At 70.4% G+C, this 19,867-nt stretch carries 17 protein-coding genes; 5 read left to right on the forward strand and 12 right to left on the reverse strand.

What is annotated here, in order from left to right:
• The 4 genes from ACZ67M_RS37610 to ACZ67M_RS37625 all read right to left on the reverse strand — a co-directional run.
• Positions 1-1,616: condensation domain-containing protein (locus tag ACZ67M_RS37610; protein WP_469854343.1), on the reverse strand; the 1,616-nt coding region annotated here is incomplete at its 3' end.
• Positions 1,617-1,710: 94 nt separating this feature from the next.
• Positions 1,711-1,923 (reverse strand): MbtH family protein, encoded by a 213-nt coding sequence (locus ACZ67M_RS37615; RefSeq protein WP_122616379.1) that lies wholly within the window; start codon positions 1,921-1,923, stop codon positions 1,711-1,713.
• 76 nt (positions 1,924-1,999) lie between these two features.
• A complete protein-coding gene (locus ACZ67M_RS37620; protein WP_392239953.1) occupies positions 2,000-2,812 on the reverse strand; it encodes an alpha/beta fold hydrolase in 813 nt (270 codons plus the stop codon).
• A gap of 372 nt (positions 2,813-3,184) precedes the next feature.
• Positions 3,185-4,519, reverse strand: coding sequence for an aminotransferase-like domain-containing protein (locus tag ACZ67M_RS37625; protein ID WP_469854344.1), 1,335 nt, complete (start codon positions 4,517-4,519; stop codon positions 3,185-3,187).
• Between the two features lie 262 nt (positions 4,520-4,781).
• On the opposite strand from ACZ67M_RS37625, the gene ACZ67M_RS37630 reads away from it, so the two are divergent.
• Complete coding sequence (locus tag ACZ67M_RS37630; protein WP_385798221.1) at positions 4,782-6,674, forward strand: ABC transporter ATP-binding protein; 1,893 nt, start codon at positions 4,782-4,784, stop codon at positions 6,672-6,674.
• A gap of 21 nt (positions 6,675-6,695) precedes the next feature.
• Here ACZ67M_RS37630 and ACZ67M_RS37635 read toward each other — a convergent pair whose 3' ends face one another.
• A complete protein-coding gene (locus ACZ67M_RS37635; protein WP_361368380.1) occupies positions 6,696-8,207 on the reverse strand; it encodes a tryptophan 7-halogenase in 1,512 nt (503 codons plus the stop codon).
• A gap of 18 nt (positions 8,208-8,225) precedes the next feature.
• Positions 8,226-9,302 (reverse strand): 4-hydroxyphenylpyruvate dioxygenase, encoded by a 1,077-nt coding sequence (gene hppD / locus ACZ67M_RS37640; RefSeq protein ID WP_361368377.1) that lies wholly within the window; start codon positions 9,300-9,302, stop codon positions 8,226-8,228.
• A gap of 182 nt (positions 9,303-9,484) precedes the next feature.
• Here hppD and ACZ67M_RS37645 point away from each other — a divergent pair, with 182 nt between their 5' ends.
• Positions 9,485-10,657, forward strand: coding sequence for a sulfotransferase domain-containing protein (locus ACZ67M_RS37645; RefSeq protein WP_469854345.1), 1,173 nt, complete (start codon positions 9,485-9,487; stop codon positions 10,655-10,657).
• A 27-nt stretch (positions 10,658-10,684) separates the two neighbouring features.
• Here the strand turns inward: ACZ67M_RS37645 and ACZ67M_RS37650 are convergent, their stop codons facing one another.
• The 6 genes from ACZ67M_RS37650 to ACZ67M_RS37675 form a co-directional block, all read right to left on the reverse strand.
• Entirely contained in the window at positions 10,685-12,070 is a 1,386-nt protein-coding gene (locus tag ACZ67M_RS37650; RefSeq protein ID WP_469854346.1) for a sulfotransferase, read from the reverse strand.
• Positions 12,071-12,149: 79 nt separating this feature from the next.
• On the reverse strand, positions 12,150-13,343 hold the full coding sequence (dpgC, locus tag ACZ67M_RS37655; protein ID WP_469854347.1) for a (3,5-dihydroxyphenyl)acetyl-CoA 1,2-dioxygenase DpgC: 1,194 nt from the start codon (positions 13,341-13,343) through the stop codon (positions 12,150-12,152).
• Positions 13,340-13,996: an enoyl-CoA-hydratase DpgB gene (gene dpgB, locus ACZ67M_RS37660; protein WP_469854348.1), complete on the reverse strand. Its 657-nt coding sequence runs from the start codon at positions 13,994-13,996 to the stop codon at positions 13,340-13,342. The genes dpgC and dpgB overlap by 4 nt, the downstream gene beginning before the upstream one ends.
• Complete coding sequence (gene dpgA / locus ACZ67M_RS37665; protein WP_361368362.1) at positions 13,990-15,069, reverse strand: 3,5-dihydroxyphenylacetyl-CoA synthase DpgA; 1,080 nt, start codon at positions 15,067-15,069, stop codon at positions 13,990-13,992. Before dpgA ends, dpgB begins: the two co-directional genes overlap by 7 nt.
• 153 nt (positions 15,070-15,222) lie before the next feature.
• Positions 15,223-16,275 carry an alpha-hydroxy acid oxidase gene (locus ACZ67M_RS37670; protein WP_469854349.1) on the reverse strand — a complete coding sequence of 351 codons (1,053 nt, stop codon included), beginning with the start codon at positions 16,273-16,275 and terminating at the stop codon, positions 15,223-15,225.
• 89 nt (positions 16,276-16,364) lie between these two features.
• Complete coding sequence (locus tag ACZ67M_RS37675) at positions 16,365-17,684, reverse strand: cysteate synthase (protein WP_469854350.1); 1,320 nt, start codon at positions 17,682-17,684, stop codon at positions 16,365-16,367.
• 252 nt (positions 17,685-17,936) lie between these two features.
• Between ACZ67M_RS37675 and ACZ67M_RS37680 the strand changes: the two genes are divergently transcribed.
• The 3 genes from ACZ67M_RS37680 to ACZ67M_RS37690 form a co-directional block, all read left to right on the forward strand.
• Positions 17,937-18,386 (forward strand): cold-shock protein, encoded by a 450-nt coding sequence (locus ACZ67M_RS37680; protein WP_361368353.1) that lies wholly within the window; start codon positions 17,937-17,939, stop codon positions 18,384-18,386.
• Between the two features lie 149 nt (positions 18,387-18,535).
• Complete coding sequence (locus tag ACZ67M_RS37685; RefSeq protein WP_469854351.1) at positions 18,536-19,486, forward strand: endonuclease/exonuclease/phosphatase family protein; 951 nt, start codon at positions 18,536-18,538, stop codon at positions 19,484-19,486.
• 88 nt (positions 19,487-19,574) lie between these two features.
• A partial coding sequence (locus ACZ67M_RS37690; protein ID WP_469854352.1) for a LacI family DNA-binding transcriptional regulator occupies positions 19,575-19,867 on the forward strand: 293 nt, incomplete at its 3' end.

A 19,867-nucleotide genomic window follows, 5' to 3' on the forward strand; every position in this document is an offset into this window, starting at 1 on the left:
ACATACACACCCCCCACCTTCCACACCGCCAACAACGCCACCACCAAATCAACCGACCGCTCCAACACCACCCCCACCACCGACTCAACCCCCACCCCCAAACCAGCCAGCACCCCCGCCAACCGATCCGACCGCACATCCAACTCCCCATACGACACCCGCTCATCACCACACACCACCGCCACCGCACCCCGATCCCGCTCCACCACCTCCCCGAACAAACCCAACACCGACACATCCCCCACCACCACACCCGTGTCATTCCACTCGGAGAGCACCTGGTGGCGCTCCGGCTCCGAGAGCAGCTGCAAGCGGCCGACCGGTTCCGTGGGGGCGGCCTCGGTCAGCTGTTCCAGGGCGTTCAGGAAGCGGCGGGCGATGTCCTCGGCCGCTTCGGCGCTGTAGGTCTCGGGGTTCACGTCGACGGCGATCTCGAAGCCGGCGTCGGTCGAGCGGTCGTAGATGGAGATCTGGACGTCGTCGACCGGTCCGCTGGAGATGTTGTGGGCCGTTGCCGTGCAGTCTCCGAACGTGACCTGGTAGTCGAACGACATGACGTTCAGGATCGTGCCGAAGACGGGTCCCGATCCCACTCGGTGCAGGTCCTTGAGCATGTCCATCTGGTGGTAGCGCTGGTGCTTCAGTGAGGCACGGACGTTGCGCGAGGTGGCCCGCACGAGGTCGGCCAGCGTGGCGCGGGGGTCCAGTCTGGAGCGGACGGGGACGATGTTCGTGGTGGTACCCGGGATTCCACGCAGGCGGTTGCTGGCGCGTCCCAGGACGGGGATGCCGAAGGTGAGGTCGTCGGCTCCGGTGATCTGGTGCAGGCATGCGGCGCCGGCGGTGATCGCGAGTCCGGCCAGGCTGGTGCGGAGACTCCGTGCGGACGACCTCATGCGCGCCGCCTGGTCGCGGTCGACCTCGACCAGGTGCCTGCGGCGCAGGAACCTGGCCCTGCGTACGGGCAGGCCGCTGACGGTGGCCGTGCGAGGGCAGTCCGCGAGGAGGTCGAGCCAGAAGCGCCGGTCCTGCTGGAACTCTTCCGACTGGCGGTATCTGCGGTCCTCGTCCAGGAGGAGTGCGGAGGACTCCAGGACATCCTCGGAGTCGGCGGGGTCGTCGCCGGCGAGCAGGGCGGCGTAGATCTGCGACAGCCTGGCGACGAGCACGGTGGCGCTGAATCCGTCGCCGACGAGGTGGTGGGCGCACATGTACCAGAAGTAGCGCCGCTCCTCGATCCGGAAGACGGCGTGGGTGGCGAGGGGGCCGTTCGCCACGTCGAGCGAGCGGTTCATGTCGGTGCGCATCCACTCGACCGCGGCTGCGGCGGGGTCGGCGGCGGAGGTGACGTCCATGACGTGGATGGGCAGGCGGTCCGGCGGCATCTTGTGCTGCCTGGCCTCCGTGCCGGTGGCGCGGAAACAGGCGTGGAGGGAGTCGCATTCGCCCAGGAGCCGGCGCAGTGCGGCGACGAAGACCTCGACATTCAGGTCGCCCCGGATGTCGAGGTATTCGGCGATGTTGAAGATCGGGTCCACGGGTTCGAGTTGGAGTGCGTTCCAGATGGCGAGTTGCCCCGTCATCAGCTCCTGGCCGTTTTCCGCGTCATGGGACATACCTGACCTGACCTCCTCGGCTTTCGACTTCCCGTGAGCGGCGCAGGAGCCGGCTGCTCGGCCGGCTGACAACTCGTGGTGCGGAACGGTGGGGCTAGTTGTTCTCCATGGCCTTGATCAGGCTGTTGGGCCGGAGGTCGGTCCAGTTGGTCTCGATGAAGTCCATGCATTCCTGGCGGCTGGATTCACTGAGGATCACCTCCCAGCCGGCCGGTACGTCGATGAAGGCGGGCCACAACGAGTGCTGGCCCTCGTCGTTGACGAGCACGAGGTAGGTGGCTTCCGGGTCCTCGAAGGGGTTGGTCATTTACGTTTTCCTCTCTGGCTGCTGACGGCATGAAAGACGTAGACATGAAAGGACGTAAAATCGCGCGCGGTGATGTTTATTCGTCGTGCTTTCGCAGGAATTCCAGGATGGCGGAGTTGATCTCTTCGGGGCGTTCCAGGTAGCCGAGATGTCCGCAGGAGGGGATCTCGACGTAGTCGCAGTCCGGGATGGCGTCGGCGACTTCTGCGCCCAGGTGTGGTGGTGTGATGAGGTCGTCGGAGAAGGCGATGACGCGGCAGGGGACGGTGGTGTCGCGCAGGGCGGGTCGGCGGTCCTCGCCGGTGAGGCCGGCCCAGGACTGGCCGGCGCCCATGTGCCGGCCGCCGTCCGCGATCTGGAACGTGTCGAGCCAGAGGGAGATCGCGTCGTCGTTGTCGAGGGTCTTCGGTGAGAACATCTCGAAGACCGTCGTGGCGGCGTAGTACTCGGGTGGCAGGGTGATCCCCGAGTCGGTGAGGGCGCGGTGTGCCATGGCGTGCGCGGTCCGGGCCGTGTCGGAGCGTGCCTTGGTGGCCATGAGGACGGCGCAGTGGACCAGGTGCGGCGAGGTGATCAGCAGTTCCTGGGCGATCAGGGCGCCGAGGGAGACGCCGACGATCCGGCAGGGTGCGAGGTCCAGTGCTTCGATCAGTCCTCGGGTGTCTTCGGCCAGGTCGGCGAGTGAGTACTTGCCGGGCGGGCTGTCGGACGGCGGGATTCCGCGGTTGTCGAAGGTGATGGCCTCGTAGCCCGCGCGTACCGCGGCGGGGGTCTGGTGGACGGTCCACACGCGTCCGGCGGCGCCGGAGCCCATGATGTAGAGCACCGGTGTGCCCGCTCCCTGGCGTTGGTAGGCGAGGCGGACACCGTTGGTCAGGAGCTGCGGCATGCCCGCACCGCTTCCGGCGTCGTCACCGCCGGCCGTTCTGAGGGCCGGTCGTGGTGGGGCTGTCTGTCCTGGTGCTGCCTTCGGCGCCGGGCCGGGTCGTCGCTGGTCTGTCGCGGTCGGCGTGCGTTGTCGTCGCCTACGGGTGGCATGGCCTGGCTCACGAGCGAGTATTCCTCCCCCATTACCTGCGCGCACGGTGGGCTCGTCGTCCGGGGAGCCCACCCCGGGGAATACTGTCCTGCCGAACGGATCGATGCAATACGTCGATCCGTTGGCCGCCCAGGGGTCGGCTTCCTGGCCCGGGCCACGTTGGTTGAAGTGTTCAACTGGGGCGTGGCGCCACTTGAACGGCCGTGTGGGCGGGGGCGGTTGTCAGACCGCGGGTCCGCTGGGGCGCTGTGCCTCGTGCTCGATGAAGTCGCCGAGTCGGTCAATGCCCTCGCTGATGTGATGCTCGGTCAGGTAGCTGGTGGAGAGGCGGATGCTGTGGTCGCCGCCGCCGTGGGGGTGGAAGTAGGACATGGGTGTCCAGATGACGCCGAAGTCCTGGGCCGACCGGGCGAGGGCCTCGTTGTCGGCGCGGAAGGGGACCCGCACGGTCAGGAAGAAGCCGCCCTCGGGGCTGTTCCACCGGACCCGGGTCGTCTCGCGGGCGTCTGGTGGGAAGCGTTGTTCCAGGCGGTGGAGGGTGGAGCGCATGGTGCCCTGGTAGTAGGCCGAGGCTTCCTTGTTGAGTTCGGCGACCTGTCCTTCGGCGGCGAGCAGCATGCCGGCCACCGCGGCCTGGCTCAGTGGGGAGGTGTTGACGGTCACCATGCTCTTGATCTTGGCGAGTTCGTCGGCCAGGAGGCCGGTGCGGCCGTGGGTGTCGTGGACGGGCTGGTCGGCCACGGCGTAGCCGACGCGGGCGCCGGGGAAGAGCGTCTTGGAGAAGGATCCGAGGTGGACGACGCGGTGGCGGCGGTCGAGGGATTTGAGGGTGGGCAGGCGTGGGGCGCCGCTCACCAGGCGGTAGGGGCTGTCCTCCAGGAGCAGGATGTCGTGTCGGTCGGCCAGGTCGAGCAGTTCGTGTCTGGTGGCCAGGGGCATGGTGGTGCCGGAGGGGTTGGAGTGGTCGGGTACGACGTAGAAGGCCCTGGGGCGGCGTCCGAGGGCTCGCTGGGCTTCCAGTGCGGCTTCCAGGTCGGCGGTGTGCAGGCCGCTCTCCTGTTCCTCGACCGCGATCAGTTCGACGTCCAGGAGGCGGGCGGCGCCGGTGATGCCGACGTAGCAAGGGCTGGCCACGAGGAGTACGTCGTCGCGGTCGGCGATGAGGGCCCGTACGGCGAGGAGCATCGCCTCCTGGCAGCCGACGGTCACGACGATGGATTCCGGGGGGACGTCGATGTCCTCGTCGCGGCGCAGTGAGTCGGCGATCAGCTCACGGATGCGTCCCGCGGTCGGGCCGTACTGGAACATCGCGTCACGGACGGCTTCGGGTGAATCCCCGTTGTCCGAGAGGTGGTTCAGATATCGCTGGATGTGTTCGAATATCTGGCGGGTGTCGAAGAATCCGTCGTAGGGCCGGCCGGGTGCGAACGAGATGGCGTCCGGATATCGCAGGGTGATTTCGTTGAGGAAGTTCATCGTGTCCAGCGTCGGGTCGGAGACGCTGCCGTGCAGGTCGGCCCGGTGGAGGAAGGCCCCGCTCACGAAGGACCCGCTCACGTCGGATTCCGCGGGAATGGGCCGGGTCGGTGTCGCGGGGGGATTCTCGGTCGTCAACGTCACCCTCCTGGAGCGTGAAACCGATGGCGGTGCGTTCGCGCGGACGCTAACAGCAGGCACCGGTCGCCGCCAGTGAAGTACCGGGCCCCAACCGCCCTGCGTGTGTTGTCAGTCGGAGTCGCGGCGGGCGATACTCGGCTGGCACATCTGCCATGGAGGGTGGGTACGTCTCGTCGCCCATGACGGAGGAGGTACACGCCCCATGCTTGGAGGCCCCGGGCCGGTACGGCTGCGCCTCGGTGATTCGGTCACCCGTCAGCAGATCAAGCCCGGCACACCGGGCCGGATCATTCCCTACGCCAAGCCGTACCGGTGGCGGCTGGGTCTGCTGATGTTCGTGACCGCGACCGACGCGGTCATCACGGTGTCCATGCCGCTGATCCTCAAGGTGATCATCGACGACGGTGTGATGCCGGGCCGGGTCTCGGTGGTGGTCACGCTCTCCCTGGCGATCGCCGGGCTGGCGGTGCTCGACGCGCTGGTGCTGTTCGTGCAGACCAGGTGCTCGGCCCAGATCAGTCAGGGGCTGATCTACGATCTGCGGACCGAGGTCTTCCGCCATGTGCAGCGGCAGCCGATGGCCTTCTTCACCCGGGCGCAGACCGGGTCCCTCGTCAGCCGGCTGAACACGGATGTCATCGGCGCCCAGCAGGCGGTGACGACGCTGTTGTCCCAGGCGGTGTCCACTCTGCTCACGCTGGTGCTCGTCCTCGCTGCCATGCTGTATCTGTCCTGGCAGTTGACGCTGGCCGCGCTGGTGCTCATTCCGCTGTTCCTGCTGCCCGGCAAGGTGATCGGGAAGCGGCTTCAGCGGCTCACCCGGCAGCAGATGCAGCTGGACGCCGAGGCGGCCTCGATGATGAACGAGCGGTTCAACGTGTCGGGTGCGCTGCTCGTGAAGTTGTACGGGCGGCCGGAGGAGGAGTCCGGCCTCTTCGCGGACCGGGCCGGGAAGGTCCGGGACATCGCGACGGTCACGGCGGTGTACGCGCGTTCGTTCTTCATTCTGATGGGGCTGCTCACGTCGCTGACCACCGCCGTCATGTACGGGCTCGGGGGGAGCCTCGTCATCGACGGGGTGTTCCAGCTGGGCACGATGGTCGCGCTGGTCACTCTGCTGGCCCGGCTGTACGGGCCGGTGAACCAGCTGTCGAACATGCAGGTGAGTGTGTTGACGGCGTTGGTGAGCTTCGACCGGGTCTTCGAGGTGCTGGACCTGGAGCCGATCATCAAGGAGCGTCCCGGGGCCCGCCCGCTGGCGCTCGCGTCGGAGGCCGGCGCGCCGGAGATCGAGTTCGAGGGGGTGTCGTTCTCGTACCCGGCCGCCGACAAGGTCTCCCTGGCGTCGCTGGAGTCCATCGCGTCGGCGGTTCCCGAGCGTGCGGTCCCGGCGCAGGTGCTGGACCGGGTGAGTTTCCGGGCGCCCGCCGGCCGGCTGACGGCGTTGGTGGGGCGTTCGGGGTCGGGCAAGACGACGGTCACCCGGCTGGTGCCCCGGCTGTACGACCCCGATGTGGGGACGGTGCGCATCGGTGGTGAGGATGTCCGGGACCTGACGCTCGCCTCGTTGCGGGAGACGATCGGGGTGGTCAGTCAGGAGGCCCATCTGTTTCACGACACGATCCGGGCCAACCTGGCCTATGCCCGGCCGGACGCGACGGAGCGGGAGATCGTCGAGGCGTGCCGGGCCGCGCAGATCTGGGAGTTGGTGTCCTCGCTGGCGGAGGGTCTGGACACGGTGGTGGGTGATCGCGGCTATCGGCTCTCGGGGGGTGAGAAGCAGCGGATCGCGCTGGCCCGGCTGCTGCTGAAGTCTCCCGCGGTCGTGGTGCTGGACGAGGCGACGGCGCACCTGGACTCGGAGTCGGAGGCGGCCGTCCAGCGGGCGCTGGCGACCGCGCTGGAGGGCAGGACGTCGCTGGTGATAGCGCACCGGCTGTCCACGGTCCGTGACGCCGCCCAGATCCTGGTGATCGACGAGGGCCGGATCGCCGAGCGGGGGACGCATGAGGAGCTGCTCGCGGGCGGCGGGCTCTACGCGGATGTGTACCGCACGCAGTTCGCCCCGCAGAAGTCGGCGGCGGCCGGGTCCTAGCCGGCCGCCGCGGTCTTCTTCCTACGGGGTCTCCTCGCGTTTCGGGGTCTGCCAGGACAGCCCGTCGGGTGAGGCGACGAGTCCGCCGGGCAGGAGTGGTGTCTCGTCCTCGGCGTCGTCTCCCAGCAGGGCGTGGCTCTGGACCTGGCCGCCCTGTTGCATGGCGTTGCGGACCACTTCGGACCGGAAGAGGGGGACCATGGTCCCTCCGTCGTCCGCGGCGACCTGGTCGACAGCGCCGGAGAACTCCGCCGATCTGGAACTGAGCCGGGCGGCGGCGGTCCGGCCGTCGGTGAGTGCCGTCTCCCCGGAGGCGACTCCGCCGACGAGGTCGATGAACGACTCGAATTCCGCCGCCGGGCTGCCGGTGACCTTCTTCGCCCGCCAGAAGTACGACTCCTCGCTGACGTTCATGTCGTAGAAGGAGACGAGGAACTCGTAGAAGACGCTGTACTCGCGGCGGTAGCGGGCCTCGAACTCGCTGAAGGCGTCCTGTTCGCCGACCGTGCCGGCCAGGACGCTGTTGATGGAGCGGGCGGCGAGGAGCGCGCTGAACGTGGCGAGGTGGACCCCGGAGGAGAACACCGGGTCGACGAAGCAGGCGGCGTCGCCGACGAGGACCATTCCGGGACGCCAGTAGGAGGTGGCCTGGTAGGAGTAGTCCTTGCGCACCCGCAGCCGCCCGTACTGGCCGGTGCGGACGCGTTCGGCGTCGGCGAGGTACTCCTTGACGAGGGGGCATTCGTCGATCAGGGCGCGCAGTGCCGCCTCGGGGTCTCCCTGGACCTTCTGCGCCATGTCACGGCGTACGACGGCGCCGACGCTGGTCAGTTCGGGGCTCAGGGGGATGTACCAGAACCAGCCGCTCTTGAAGGCGGCGGAGAGGATGTTGCCGGAGTTGGGTTCCGGGAGTCGCTTGCCGCCGGTGAAGTAGCCGAAGAGGGCGAGGCTGCGGAAGAACTCCGAGTAGTTCCTGGTGCCGGCGACGTTGGTGAAGAGGCGGCCGGTGTTGCCGGAGGCGTCGATGACGTACCGGCTCGTGATCTCGTGCCGCTCGCCGGCCTCGTCGGTGTAGCCGACGCCGCTCACCCGTTCGCCGTCCTCCAGGACGCGGTCGACGGCGGAGCCCTCGCGGACGTCGACGCCGAGGTTGCGGGCGTGGTTGAGGAGGATGTGGTCGAACTTCGAGCGTTCGACCTGGTAGGCGAAGGAGGAGGGGCCCGCCATCCTGGGCGAGACCGCGAAGGAGAAGGTCCAGGGGTCGGGTCGCGATCCCCAGCGGAAGGTGCCGCCGCGTTTCCTGGTGAAGCCGGCGGCGGCGAGTTCGTCCGCGACGCCCGTGAGGCGGCAGACTCCGTGCACCGTGGCCGGCAGCAGCGACTCGCCGATCTGGTACCTGGGGAACCTCTCCTTCTCCAGGAGCACCACCCGGTGTCCCCGTAGGGCGACGAGTGCGGCGGCGGTGGAGCCGGCGGGGCCGCCTCCCACCACGACGACGTCGGCTTCTTCCGTCCGTGCCCGTGTCTGCCCCATCACGGTCCTCCGTTCGTCTCAGCCGGCCGGTTCCGGGTCCGCGGCACGCTGTCGGTCGACCGCCTCGTAGAGGGCCTTGATGTTGTTGCTGCCGAAGGTGCGCCCGCCGCGCCGGTCGATCAGCTCGTAGAAGAGGGTGCCCCGGGGGTGCCGTGACTCGGTGAAGAGCTGGAGCAGCAGGCCCCAGTGGTCGCGGTCGGCGAGGATGTTGAGTTCGCGCAGCTCGTGCAGGGGCACGCCGAGGGCGCCGATCCGCTCGGGCAGCGCGTCGTAGTAGCGGGACGGTGTCGAGAGGAAGCGGACGCCGCGTTTCGTGCAGTCGCGTACGGCCTCCGCTATGTCTTCGGTGAGGAAAGCGATGTGCTGCACGCCGGCGCCGTCGTGGGCGCGGACGAATGCGTCGATCTGCCCCGGCTCACGGGTGGTGTCCGGTTCGATAATGGTCAGGGTTACTTTTCCGGATTCGCTCTGTACGACTTTGGAATCCATCGCCTGGGAGCCGACGATGATGCGTTCCTCGAATGTCTGCGAGAATCCGAATATCGACTGGTAGTCGCGCACGGTGCGGTCCAGTTCGCCGGCCGGGACGCACACGGCGAGGTGGTCGATGGTCCGCAGCAGTCCCGGCGCGGTGGCCCCGGGGTGTTCCTCTACGAGGAGGCCGGGGGCGAAGGAGCCGGCGGGGTCCGTCCGCTCGACGAACCGCTGGACGACGTCGCCGAACCCGCTCACCGACGCGGTGGCGACGCGCGTTCCGTCGCCCTTGAGTTCGGTGGGGGGTTCCACCGCGGTCGCCCCGCGTTCCACGGCTTCGGTGAACGCCGCGTGGGCGTCGGTGGTCGTGACGGCGATGACGGCGACTCCGTCGCCGTGGCGCTCCACGTAGGCGGCCGCCGGGTGGTGCTCGTCCAGGGCCGTCGTCAGCAGGAGGCTGATCCCGTGCTGGCGCAGCAGCACCGACCGGCAGCCGGTCAGGCCGGTGTCGGGGCCGCCGCGACCGCATACCCGGAAGCCGAACGCGTCGCGGAGGAAGTCGGCCGAGCCGTCCAGATCGGCCACATAGCATTCGAGATGATCGATCGCGCCAATATCCATGGGAACCCTCCGGTATCCGAATGGCGTCGGTGCACGCTACCTGAGGATCACTGCCGCTGGGAACGACGGCCGACGGGCGTAAAGTGAAATGCTCGGCTTTCGCTTCGATTTCCGGACGGGTGGCGGGTGTTGCCGGGATTGCACGCATTGACGGCCGGACGGCAGGTCAATACGCTGCGGATGTGTTTCCTGTTGCCGTCAGCGATGAAATGCTCCGCTCCCTGCTCCGGGAGGCGGGGGACATGGAGGCGGACCTCGACGCCCATCTCTCGGCAGCCGGATTCGGCGGCCTTCCGCGGCACGGGCCCTTCGTACTGGGTGCCATGGCGTTCCGGGGCGGGGCGGCCGGGGACCTCAAGCGCGTGCTGGGCATCGGCGACCGGCAGGCCGGCGAGACGGTGGACGCGCTGACCACGCACGGGTACCTGGAACTGCGGGTGGACCGGGGCGACCGCCGACGGGTGCGGCTCGTCCTGACCGACCGCGGACGCGCCGCCGCCCTCTCGCTGTGGACGTTCCTCCGGACGGCGCGGTGGCGCCGGTTCGACTTCCGGCCCGGTGACATCGTCATCAGCACCCCCGCCAAGAGCGGCACCACCTGGATGCAGATGATCTGCGCCCTGCTGGTCCTGCGGACCACGGACCTCCCGGCGCCGCTGCCTCAACTGTCGCCCTGGCTGGACGACATGGCCCGTCCGTGCGACGAGGTGTTCACCGCGCTCACCGGTCAGTCGCACCGGCGGCTGATCAAGACCCATACGCCGCTGAGCGACGTCGTGACGGCGCCGGACGTCACCCATGTCGTCGTCGCCCGGCATCCGCTGGACACCGCGATCTCGCTGTACCACCAGAGCGGCAACCACGACCGGTCCGGCGGTGTGCCGGGGCCCGGGGGCCCGCGTCGGGAGCGGCCGGTGGCACCGCGGGAGTGGCTGGCCCGGTGGGTGGAGGAGGATCCCCCGCGTGAGGGGCAGCCGTCGTCCCTGCGGGGTGTGCTGTGGCATCTGTCGGACGCCTGGTCCCGCCGCGCCGACGGCGGAGCCCTCCTCTTCCACTACGAGGACCTGTCGGCCGACCTCTCGGGTGAGATGGCCCGCCTGGGCCGGCATCTCGGGGTCCCCACCGGAGGCGCCGGCTGGGACGATCTGGTCGCGGCCGCCTCCTTCGACCGGATGCGCGCGGCCGCGGACCGGATCCAGCCCCTGGGGACGACCCGTGACAACCGGGCCTTCTTCCGGCGGGGCGGGTCCGGGTCCGGCACGGCCCTGCTGACCGGCGACGAGCTGACGAGGTATCACGCCAGGGCGGCCGCGCTGGCACCGCCCGATTTCCTCGCGTGGCTGCACCGCCGGTGAGCGGGGGTCACGGCCGCCGGGTGCGGGTCACGGCCAGTCGGTCAGGTCCGTCGAGTAGCCCAGCTCCGCCGCGAGGGACAGCACGTCGGGGCTGTTCAGGGCGTCCTTGAGGACGTCGTAGTTGCCGTACCACTTCGCGCGCCGCGGCAGCGTGAGGGCGTTCATGGGGGTCATCCCCCGCACCGCCGGGGCCAGCAGGGGTGCGCGGTCCGTCCCGAGCCAGCTCGCCAGTTCGTCGATGGCACGGGTGCGTTCGTGGGCGGTGCCGATCAGGTCCTCGTACCGGAGACGGAGGACGTCGATGTCGTTGTTCCGCGCCGCGAAGTCGAGGATGGCGGTGTGCGAGCAGCGCCACTGGGTGGCGCAGACCTCCTCCAGCGGGGATTCGGTGAGGTCCTGCCAGCCCGGCGGGAAGTCGAGCTTCCACCAGTCACGGCTCCACGGCCGGCCCGGTTCGGTGTACCCGGCGATGTTCAGCGGGGTGCCGACCCGGGCGTTGAAGAACCAGTGCGACAGCCATGCCTCGCGGTAGCTGCTGATCGCGGCGCCCGGGTTGCGGGTGAGGTGGATAATCCTCATCCGGGCCCGGGGGAAGAACTCCCTGAGGGCACCCAGTTTGTAGACGTTGACCGGGGTCTTGGTGATGACGGTCCGGCTCTCCACCTCCTGCCGCGTCGCCCTCTTCCAGGGTTTGGGCAGGGCGAGGGGCGCGAATTCGAGGACGGTGTCGCCGTGCGGTCCGTCCGGCCGGGCCGCCTCGGGGAGGATGCCGTTGATCTCGGCCGCCGAGACGTCGGCGTAGTACGGGTTGGCGTACGCGTACCGCGTCGTCAGCATCTTCAGCAGGGTGAGGCCGACCGCGCGGGTGGGATCGCCGCTGCCGTCGTCGAGGCCGCCGGGCGGTTGGTCCGCGAGCGCCTTCGCCAGCATGGATTCGACCTCGGCGAGGCTGAGCGGTGCCGTGGGCCACTGCACGATCCACCGCCACAGGACGTCCTGGGCGAACCGCGACCAGTCGATGGCGTCCCAGTCGCTCACCGGGTTGCCCACGTCGCTGCCCAGTTCGTGCTCGAGGAGGGCGATGTCTCCGGTGAGGCCGGAGAGCCGTTCGGAGCCGGCGCCGTTCTCCGGGTGGGTCCACCCGGCCAGGCGCAGGATGGGCTGCATCTCGGCCTGGAAGTGCAGGAGGTCCTCGGCGCCGCGGAGGAGTTCCGTCAGCAAGGTGGTGCCGCCCCGGAAGGGGGAGGCGATGACCACCAGGTCCCTGACCGCCGTCCTGAAGTCCTCCACCGGTGTCCGCACGGTGCGCAGTTCGTCCAGTCGGCGGCGTGCGGTGGCGACGACCGGATCGGGGGGACCGGTTTTTGCGAGCGTGCCTGCCGGTTCGGCCGGTTCGGGCTGGTGACTGCGCACCGCACTCCTCCAGTTCTGCGCGCGGGTGGGCGCGCGTCGACGAAGACGTCCCGGACGGCTCGTGGCCGTGCGGGACGGGTCATGTGGCTCGGCCGCCGAAGCGGGCCGCCTTGTCCCGCACGTCCTCCGCGTGCAGCCGCAGCGCCTGCCGCAGGGCGAACTCGGCGACGTAGGCGCGGAACACGTCGGGGGGTTCCTCGGCGAGGTTGAGCATGCTGCGGTTCGGGACGGCCGCCGGGGCGCGCAGCCGCTCGGCCGCCCGGTCGACGGCGGCGTCGATCTCGTCGGGTTCCACGACCTCGTCGATCAGCTCGCGTGCCTCGGGGGACGTCGCCCAGATGCGCCGTCCGCCCAGGATGACCCGGCGGGCGAGGCGCGGTCCGGCGACGCGGCCGAGCCGCAGGTTCGACACGCCGGGGACGATGCCCTCGCGTGCGGCGGGGAGGCTGACGTAGGCGTCCGAGCCGGCGATCACGTGGTCGAGGACGAGCAGGAGCTGGCAGCCTCCCCCGATGGCGAAGGTGTCGACGGCGCCGATCCAGGGCTTCTCCACCGTGGCCGACCGCCAGTCGTCGTCCCGCTCGACGAGCAGGCCCCGTACGAGCTTGCTGATGTAGCCGAGTTCGCGCCGCAGCAGGAAGTCGACCAGGGTGATCTCCCCGGCGTGCAGGCTCTTGAGGTTGATGCCGGCGCTGAAGACCCGTCGTCCGCGGTAGCGGGGGTGTGTCATGGTCCCGCCGCGCAGGACGCCGACCTCGACGTCCGGGTCGAGCAGGGCCAGGTCGACGGCCGTCTCCATGTCGTCGACCTGGCGGTTGTCCTCGGCGTTCAGGCAGTCGTCCCGGCACATGGTCAGGTGGGCCACGCCGTCCCGGCGCTCCAGAAGCACCGAGTGGGTTGCGACGGACCCCGTCCGGCGGAACTCCGGCAGCAGGGCCAGCGCGCGCTCGGTGGGACGGAGCATCGACGACTGCAAGTGCGGGCCGGCGTCCGGTGCGCGCAGGACGCCGCGCAGGAAGATGCCCTGGTCGATCTCGGTCGGCACCAGCGCGGGGAAGGTCTTGGCCGTGTCGGCCATCAGCCGGTCGAGGCGCGGGTGCGCCGAGCGCCCGTCGGTGAGCCGGTCGTAGAGGGCCTCCGCGTGCCGGTCCATGATCTCGACCCGCAGTTTCCTGGCCCGGTCCGAGGTCGCGGAGTCGTCGGTGAGCCGGGCCAGATCCCGGCGTACGTCCGCGTCGAGCCCGTCCGGCGCCTCGGGCGCCGTGGCCGTCATCGGCCCGCTCCCGCGGCGGCCTGGCGGAGCGTCCGGTCGCAGGCCGCCAGGTGGGCGCCGAGTGCGTCCTCGAAGCTGGTGGTGGCGGCGTCGTACATCAGCTGCCGTCTGATGGCCAGTTCGCGGCCGGAGCGGAGCCGGGCCGCCGCGACGGCCTCGGTCAGCGCGGGCAGGGGCGCGTCGACGAGGTCGTGGACGAGGTCGAGGGCCAGCGCTCGCGCCGCCGTCAGGGGCTGTCCGAACAGGACCGCGCGCCGCACGGCCGCGATGCCGGCCTGCTGGACGAGCCGGTGCAGTGCCATGCCCGGCCAGGTGGCCGCACCGCTCAGCGAGACCTCGAGGCGGGTGTCGGGGGTCGCGATGCGGTGGTCGGTGGCGAGGAGCGCGTCGAGGGCGGGGCCGCCGACCGCGCCGGAGGCGACCGCGATCGTGGTCGCGGGCAGCCGTTCGAGCCGTCGCAGTGCCCGTTCCCACTTGCTGACCAGGGCGACATCGGCCTCGGTCCGCGCGCCGTCCGGTACGCCGGTGACGGCCACGGCGAGGAACCCGTCGCGCTCGGCGACGGCGCAGGCCTCCTCCACGGCGCGCACGGAGGCCGCCGTGAGGTGTGCGGCGCCGTCGATCTCCAGGTGGAAGCGCACGCCGGTCACCATTGGATCAGCGCCGTCTCGATGGTGGAGCCGGGTCCCATGGTCATGAGGACGCCGTATTCGCCGGGGGTGGCCACCTGTTCCTCCAGGAGACGCTCGTAGGAGAACAGGAACGACCCGCTGGAGACGTTCCCGTAGTCGCGCAGGACTCCGGTGGTGTGCCGGACGGCGTGGCGGCTCAGGCCGAGGTTGACGACGACCGCGTCGATGACCTTCTTTCCGCCCGAGTGCACCAGCCAGTGGCTGATGTCGTCGCGGCGCAGGCCGGTTCCGGCCAGCAGGCGGTCGGTGACCTCTTCGGCGTGCGCGCCGATGACGTAGGGGATCTGCGGGTCGAGGAAGAAGCTGAACCTGCCCAGGTCCCGGTCCCAGTCGTACCGCATGGCGTCCACCGCGTCGGGGATGATGTGGCTGGCGAACCGGAGGATGCGCGGACCGTCCGCGCTCGCGCCGGCCGGGTGTGCGGGCGACGCGGGTTCGCCGGCGATCAGCGCGACCGCCGCGGCTCCGTCGCCGAAGAGGCTGTTCACCACGACCGTCCGCATGGTGGTGTCCATGGCGTAGGCGGCCGAGCACGCCTCCGAGCACAGGACCACGGCCAGTTCGCCGGGGTTGGCCACCGACCAGCCGGCGACCAGGTTCAGCGCGTTCAGGCCCGCGTTGCATCCCATCCCGACGATGTCGGAGCGGCTGCAGTCCCGGTCGATGCCCAGTTCACGGATGATCAGCGCGCTCAGCCCCGGGGTCAGGAATCCCGTCGAGGTGACGCAGCACAGGTGACGCACGTCGGCGAGGCTCGCGCCGGCCCGCTTCAGGCAGGCTTCGAGGGCGCGGATTCCGGACTCCACGGCGTGGGTCCTGTGCTTGTCGAGCAGATCGCCCTGCTGCTCGCCGACGGGGCGGCCGTCGGCGCCGGGCGGGGGGAGTACGAGGTGACGTCGCTCGATGGCGCTGTTGAGGAAGACGCCTCGCGCCCTGGCGTCGGTGATCTCGAAGGTGTCCAGCACTTCCTGCTGCGAGTACGAGGTCGGCGGCACGGCGGTGCCCACGCCGACGATCCGGGCCCTGGCGGTCATCGGAAGGTCCACCCCCACATGCGGCGCTTACTGCGGACAAGCCGCTTGACGGTCCAGCCGGACATCACCCACTCCTCTCTCCTTCTCGGTCTTCGCGCTTTCCGTTCTCTCTGTTCTCGCTGGTTTCGCTGGTCTCTTTGGTTGCCGCTCCGGTCACGTGGCCGAGGTGCTGACCAGTTCGGGGGACACGGCGGTCATGGAAGCGGTGCCGGTGAGGGTCATGGCGTCGATGAGTTCGTCGACCAGCAGGTCGAGCGTCCGCGCGACGCCCTCCTCGCCGTCCACGGCGAGTCCGTACAGCACGGGACGGCCGAGGAGGACGGCGTCCGCGCCCATGGCACGGGCGGCCAGGACGTCGGCGCCGCGGCGCACGCCCCCGTCGAGGAGGACGGGGCAGGCGTCCGACACCGCGGCCGCGACCTCCGGCAGCGCGTCCAGGGACGCAGGTACGCCGTCGAGTTGGCGTCCGCCGTGATTCGAGACGATGACTCCGTCCACCCCGGCGGCCACCGCGCGTGCCGCGTCCGCCCCGGTGAGGATCCCCTTCAGGACGATCGGGAGCCGGGTGACCGACCGCAGCCACTCGACCCAGCCCCAGTCCTGCGCCGGGTCGAACTGGGTCAGGGCGTGGCCCGCCGGGCTGTCGAAGCCGTCGCCGTCGAGGTTGGCGGGTGCGACGCCCGGGGGCAGCCGGAAGCCGTTGCGCAGGTCGCGCAGCCGCCGGCCGAGGCGGGGGGTGTCGACGGTGAGGACGACCGCTTCGAACCCGGCGTGCTCGGCTCGTTCCACGAGCCGTCGGACGGTGGCGCGGTCGCGCAGACAGTACGTCTGGAGCCAGAGGGGAGCGCCGGCCTCGGCGGCGAGGTCCTCGAAGGTGCGGCCGGCGAACATGCTGACGACGACGGGGACGCCGCGCCGCGCCGCGGCCCGGACGGTGGCGGCCTCGCCCTCCGGGTGCGCCAGGGTGTGGTAGGCCATCGGCGCGACGGCCAGCGGAACCGCCCACGGGCGGTCGAGGATCTTGGTCTGGAGTTCCGGGGCGGTGACTCCGCTCAGCACCGTGGGCCGCAGCCGTACCCGGTCGAAGGCGGTGGTGTTGGCCCGTAGGGTGCGTTCCTCGCCGGCGCCGCCGTCCAGGAAGTCCCAGACCGGTGGGTCCAGCCGTTCGCGCGCCAGTCGGGCGTAGTCGCCGAGCGAGAGCCGCATCAGATCCTTCCCCGATCAAAGCAGCACGCAGGGAGTTCCTCGAGGAGCGCTTGAGTATCGCCTGTCGCCGCTCCTCCCGTCCAAGCCGTTCATGTGTGTCGTGCGGCGATCCGCTGTGCCAGTCCGTCCTCGGCGAGCGCGTCCTTCGTCAGGCGCCAGTGCGGGCGGGCGCCCACCAGAGGGCGGTCCGTCGCGAGGCGGCGGCGCCCGCCGCCGGTGATGTTCAGCAGGACGACCGCGTCCCGGTCGACCTTCCCCTGGGTCACCGCGTCGCGCAGGCAGGCGACCGCCACACCGGCGGCGGGTTCGATGTCGATCCCTTCGAGTTCGCGGAACATGTTCCGGGCGACGACGACGGAGGCGTTGTCGGCGACCAGGACGTCTCCGTCGCTGTCGCGCAGCGCGTCGTGCACGCCCCCGCGGATGCCGTAGGGGGGTGCCCAGTTCGTCAGCTCGTCGGCATGCACCTTGGCGATGGACTCCCGGAATCCGTCGGTGAGTTCGGGTTCCCGCACGGTCTCCCCCATGCGCCAGGCGTCGTGGATGGGGGTGAACGGCAGGTTCTGGCACATCATGAGTCTGGGCAGCGGAAGGCCGCCGGCGGCGACACCGATCCGGCGGGCGGCCTCCAGGACCGCGATGGCTCCGGTGCCGCTGCCCACGGCCTGGAAGTAGTGCGACGGCAGGCATCTCATCTCCTCGTACGCCGTCAGCAGTACGGCCGCCAGGCCGTCCCGGCGGCCGACGTTCTTCACGCCGCCCTCGGCCCGGAACGGCGGCAGGCGGGAGATCGAGGACGCGAGTGCGATGGCGTCGGGATAGTCGCCGTCGTCGATGACCACGAGCGTCACGCACGGGTCGAGGGTCCCGGGGAACCGCAGCCGTCCCAGCCCCTTGCCGGAGACGACGATCAGGCAGGGCACACGCTGCCGGGAGCAGACCCAGGCGAACGCGGCTGCGGTGTTGCCCGACGAGGCGACGGTCAGGACGTGCTCCCGGCCCGGGAGCCGGCCGAGCACCGTGAGGGCCTCGAACTCCTTGAAGGTGCCGGTCTCGAGCGAGGCGCCGCGTTCCGGCCAGTAGCCGTTGAACGCGATCCACAGCCGTGGCAGTCCCAGGGCGGCGGCGAGGCCCCGGCTGCGGTACACGACGCCCCGGCCCGTCGATCGGGGGGCGCGGACGACGGGGAGCCACTCCCGGTAGCGGAAGAGTCCGTCGTACGCCTGGTCGGGGGTGAACCGCGGGTTGGTGTACTCGGTTCTGAGCAGTGCGGGCGGATGGTCGCGCGGGCAGTCCAGGATGAGGCCGTCGTCGGGCCGGCGGTCGCCGCACAGCGAGCACACGAGTACGTAGTGCCGGTCCCCGGCCGCGGCCTTCCCGTCCGTACCGCGCCGCCCGTTCCCGGCCATGTGCCCACCTTTCGCCTACCACTTGGACATGGCTCGAATGCGGAGGTTTCGGGTATCGCGGTGCGCCGGTCAGCGTACGGCAGCCGGGCCGTGGGATCCATGCGTGCGCCGCCCGGCACACCCACTCAACGGTTGCGTGTTCAACTGACGCTCGGCCCCAGTTGAACGTACGGGTCCGCACACACCGCGGTCCGGAGTTACCATCCTGTCGAGTCGTTGGGGCTCAGAGGTGCGAGAAGGTGTGTGGTGGAGATGGCGGTAGGCAGGGTTGTCAGGTTCGACGGGGTGCGGGGCTACGGGTTCATCGCCCCCGAACACGGCGGGGAGGACGTCTTCCTGCATGCCAATGATCTGCTGATCCCGGAGACGTCCGTGCGTTCCGGGGCCTGGGTGAAGTTCGAGGTGGAGGAGGGCGACCGCGGGCTGAAGGCGTCGTCCGTGCAGCTGGCCGACGGGGCGCCGCCGTCCGTGGCGCCGGCGCATGTCCCGCCGCTGCGGTCCGCCGCGCCGGCGCACTCGCCGATGCCCTCGTTCCACGAGGCGGAGGAGCCGACGTGTGACGTGCTGGGCGCCGCGGAGTTCACCCACGAGATGACGGAACTGATGCTGAACGCGGCTCCGTCGCTGTCCGGGGAGCAGATCCTGCGGCTTCGGCAGCGGCTGGTCGAGTACGGCAGGAAGCACGGCTGGGTCGAAGGCTGAGCAGGGGGAAGGGCCCCACGGGTGCGTATCCGTGGGGCCCTTCCTCATGCTGGGAAGTCGGCGCCCTCTCCATGCGCTTCTTTCCTTCGTCCGGAACTTGATCCACCGGTTCCGTCGTCCTGACAGCGAGGGCGACGGAACGAGGAGCGATGACCGGGCGGGCGAAGCGTGGGTGGAGCTGGCGGCGCGGGCGGGCAGGGGCGGGGGTGGCGGTGTTCACCGCCCTGCTGCTGGTGTTCCACGGCCTGGTTCCCGACCGGCCCGGCGGACTGGGCAGCCTCCTGGAGTCCTTCCTGCCGTGGCTGGGCGTGCTGGTGGTGGTGCTGCTCCCGCCGGCCGTGCTGCGCCGTTCGGCTCTCGCGCTGGTCGCCCTGCTGCTGCCGGTGGCGGCCTGGGCGTACCAGTTCGGCCCGCTGCTGCTGCCCGCGCCGGAACCCGGCGCCGACGACCTCGTGGTGGTGCAGCACAACGTCAGCGACGAGAACACCGACCCGGCGGGGACGGCCCGCGCACTGGCCGGTGCCGGGCCCGACCTGATAGCGCTCCAGGAGCTGGTGGCGCCGGCCCTGGCGGTCTACGAGAAGACCCTCGCCCGGGACTACCCGTACCGGACGGTCCGGGGCACGGTCGGACTCTGGTCGAAGCATCCGCTCAGCGGGGCCCTACCGCTGGACATCAGACCGCGGGGCATCACGGAGGAGTGGGAGCGCGGGCTGCGGGCCGTGGCACACACGCCGCGCGGCGAGGTCGCCGTGTACGTCGCGCATCTGCCGTCGGTCCGGGTCGGGGTCACCGGCCTCGCGTCGTCCTGGCGGGACGAGAGCGCCGGGCTGCTCGGCGACGCCGTCGCGGCGGAGCGGTCGCGCAGGCTGGTCCTGCTGGGCGACCTCAACGGCACCGTCGACGACCGGGCGCTCGACCCGCTGACCAGCGAGCTGCACGTGCCCGAGCGGGGCGTCGCCCTCAGCTTCCCCGCCGCCTTCCCGATGGCCCGGATCGACCAGGTGATGGCCCGCACCGCGACGGTCGGCCGGATCCGCACCCTGTCCGCCACCGGCAGCGATCACCTTCCGGTCCTCGCGCGGGTCAGGTGGGACTGAGCGGGGCATACCATCCGAATCAGTGCGCAGCCGGCCCAATGCGACCGCCGAGCAAGCCGCTTGCGGTGCTTGCGTTAGCCTTTCGTCTGTGACGCGACGACTTGCTCAGGTGGCGAAGAAGGTTGGGGTCAGCGAGGCCACGGTCAGCCGGGTACTCAACGGCAAGCCCGGAGTCTCCGACGCGACCCGGCAGGCCGTGCTGAGCGCGTTGGACGTCCTGGGCTACGAGCGGCCCACCCAGCTGCGGGGCGAACGGGCCCGGCTGGTCGGGCTGGTGCTGCCGGAGCTCCAGAACCCGATCTTCCCCGCGTTCGCCGAGGTCATCGGCGGTGCGCTCGCCCAGCAGGGGCTGACGCCGGTGCTGTGCACGCAGACCAAGGG

The organism is Streptomyces sp. NPDC107500, assembly GCF_055582785.1.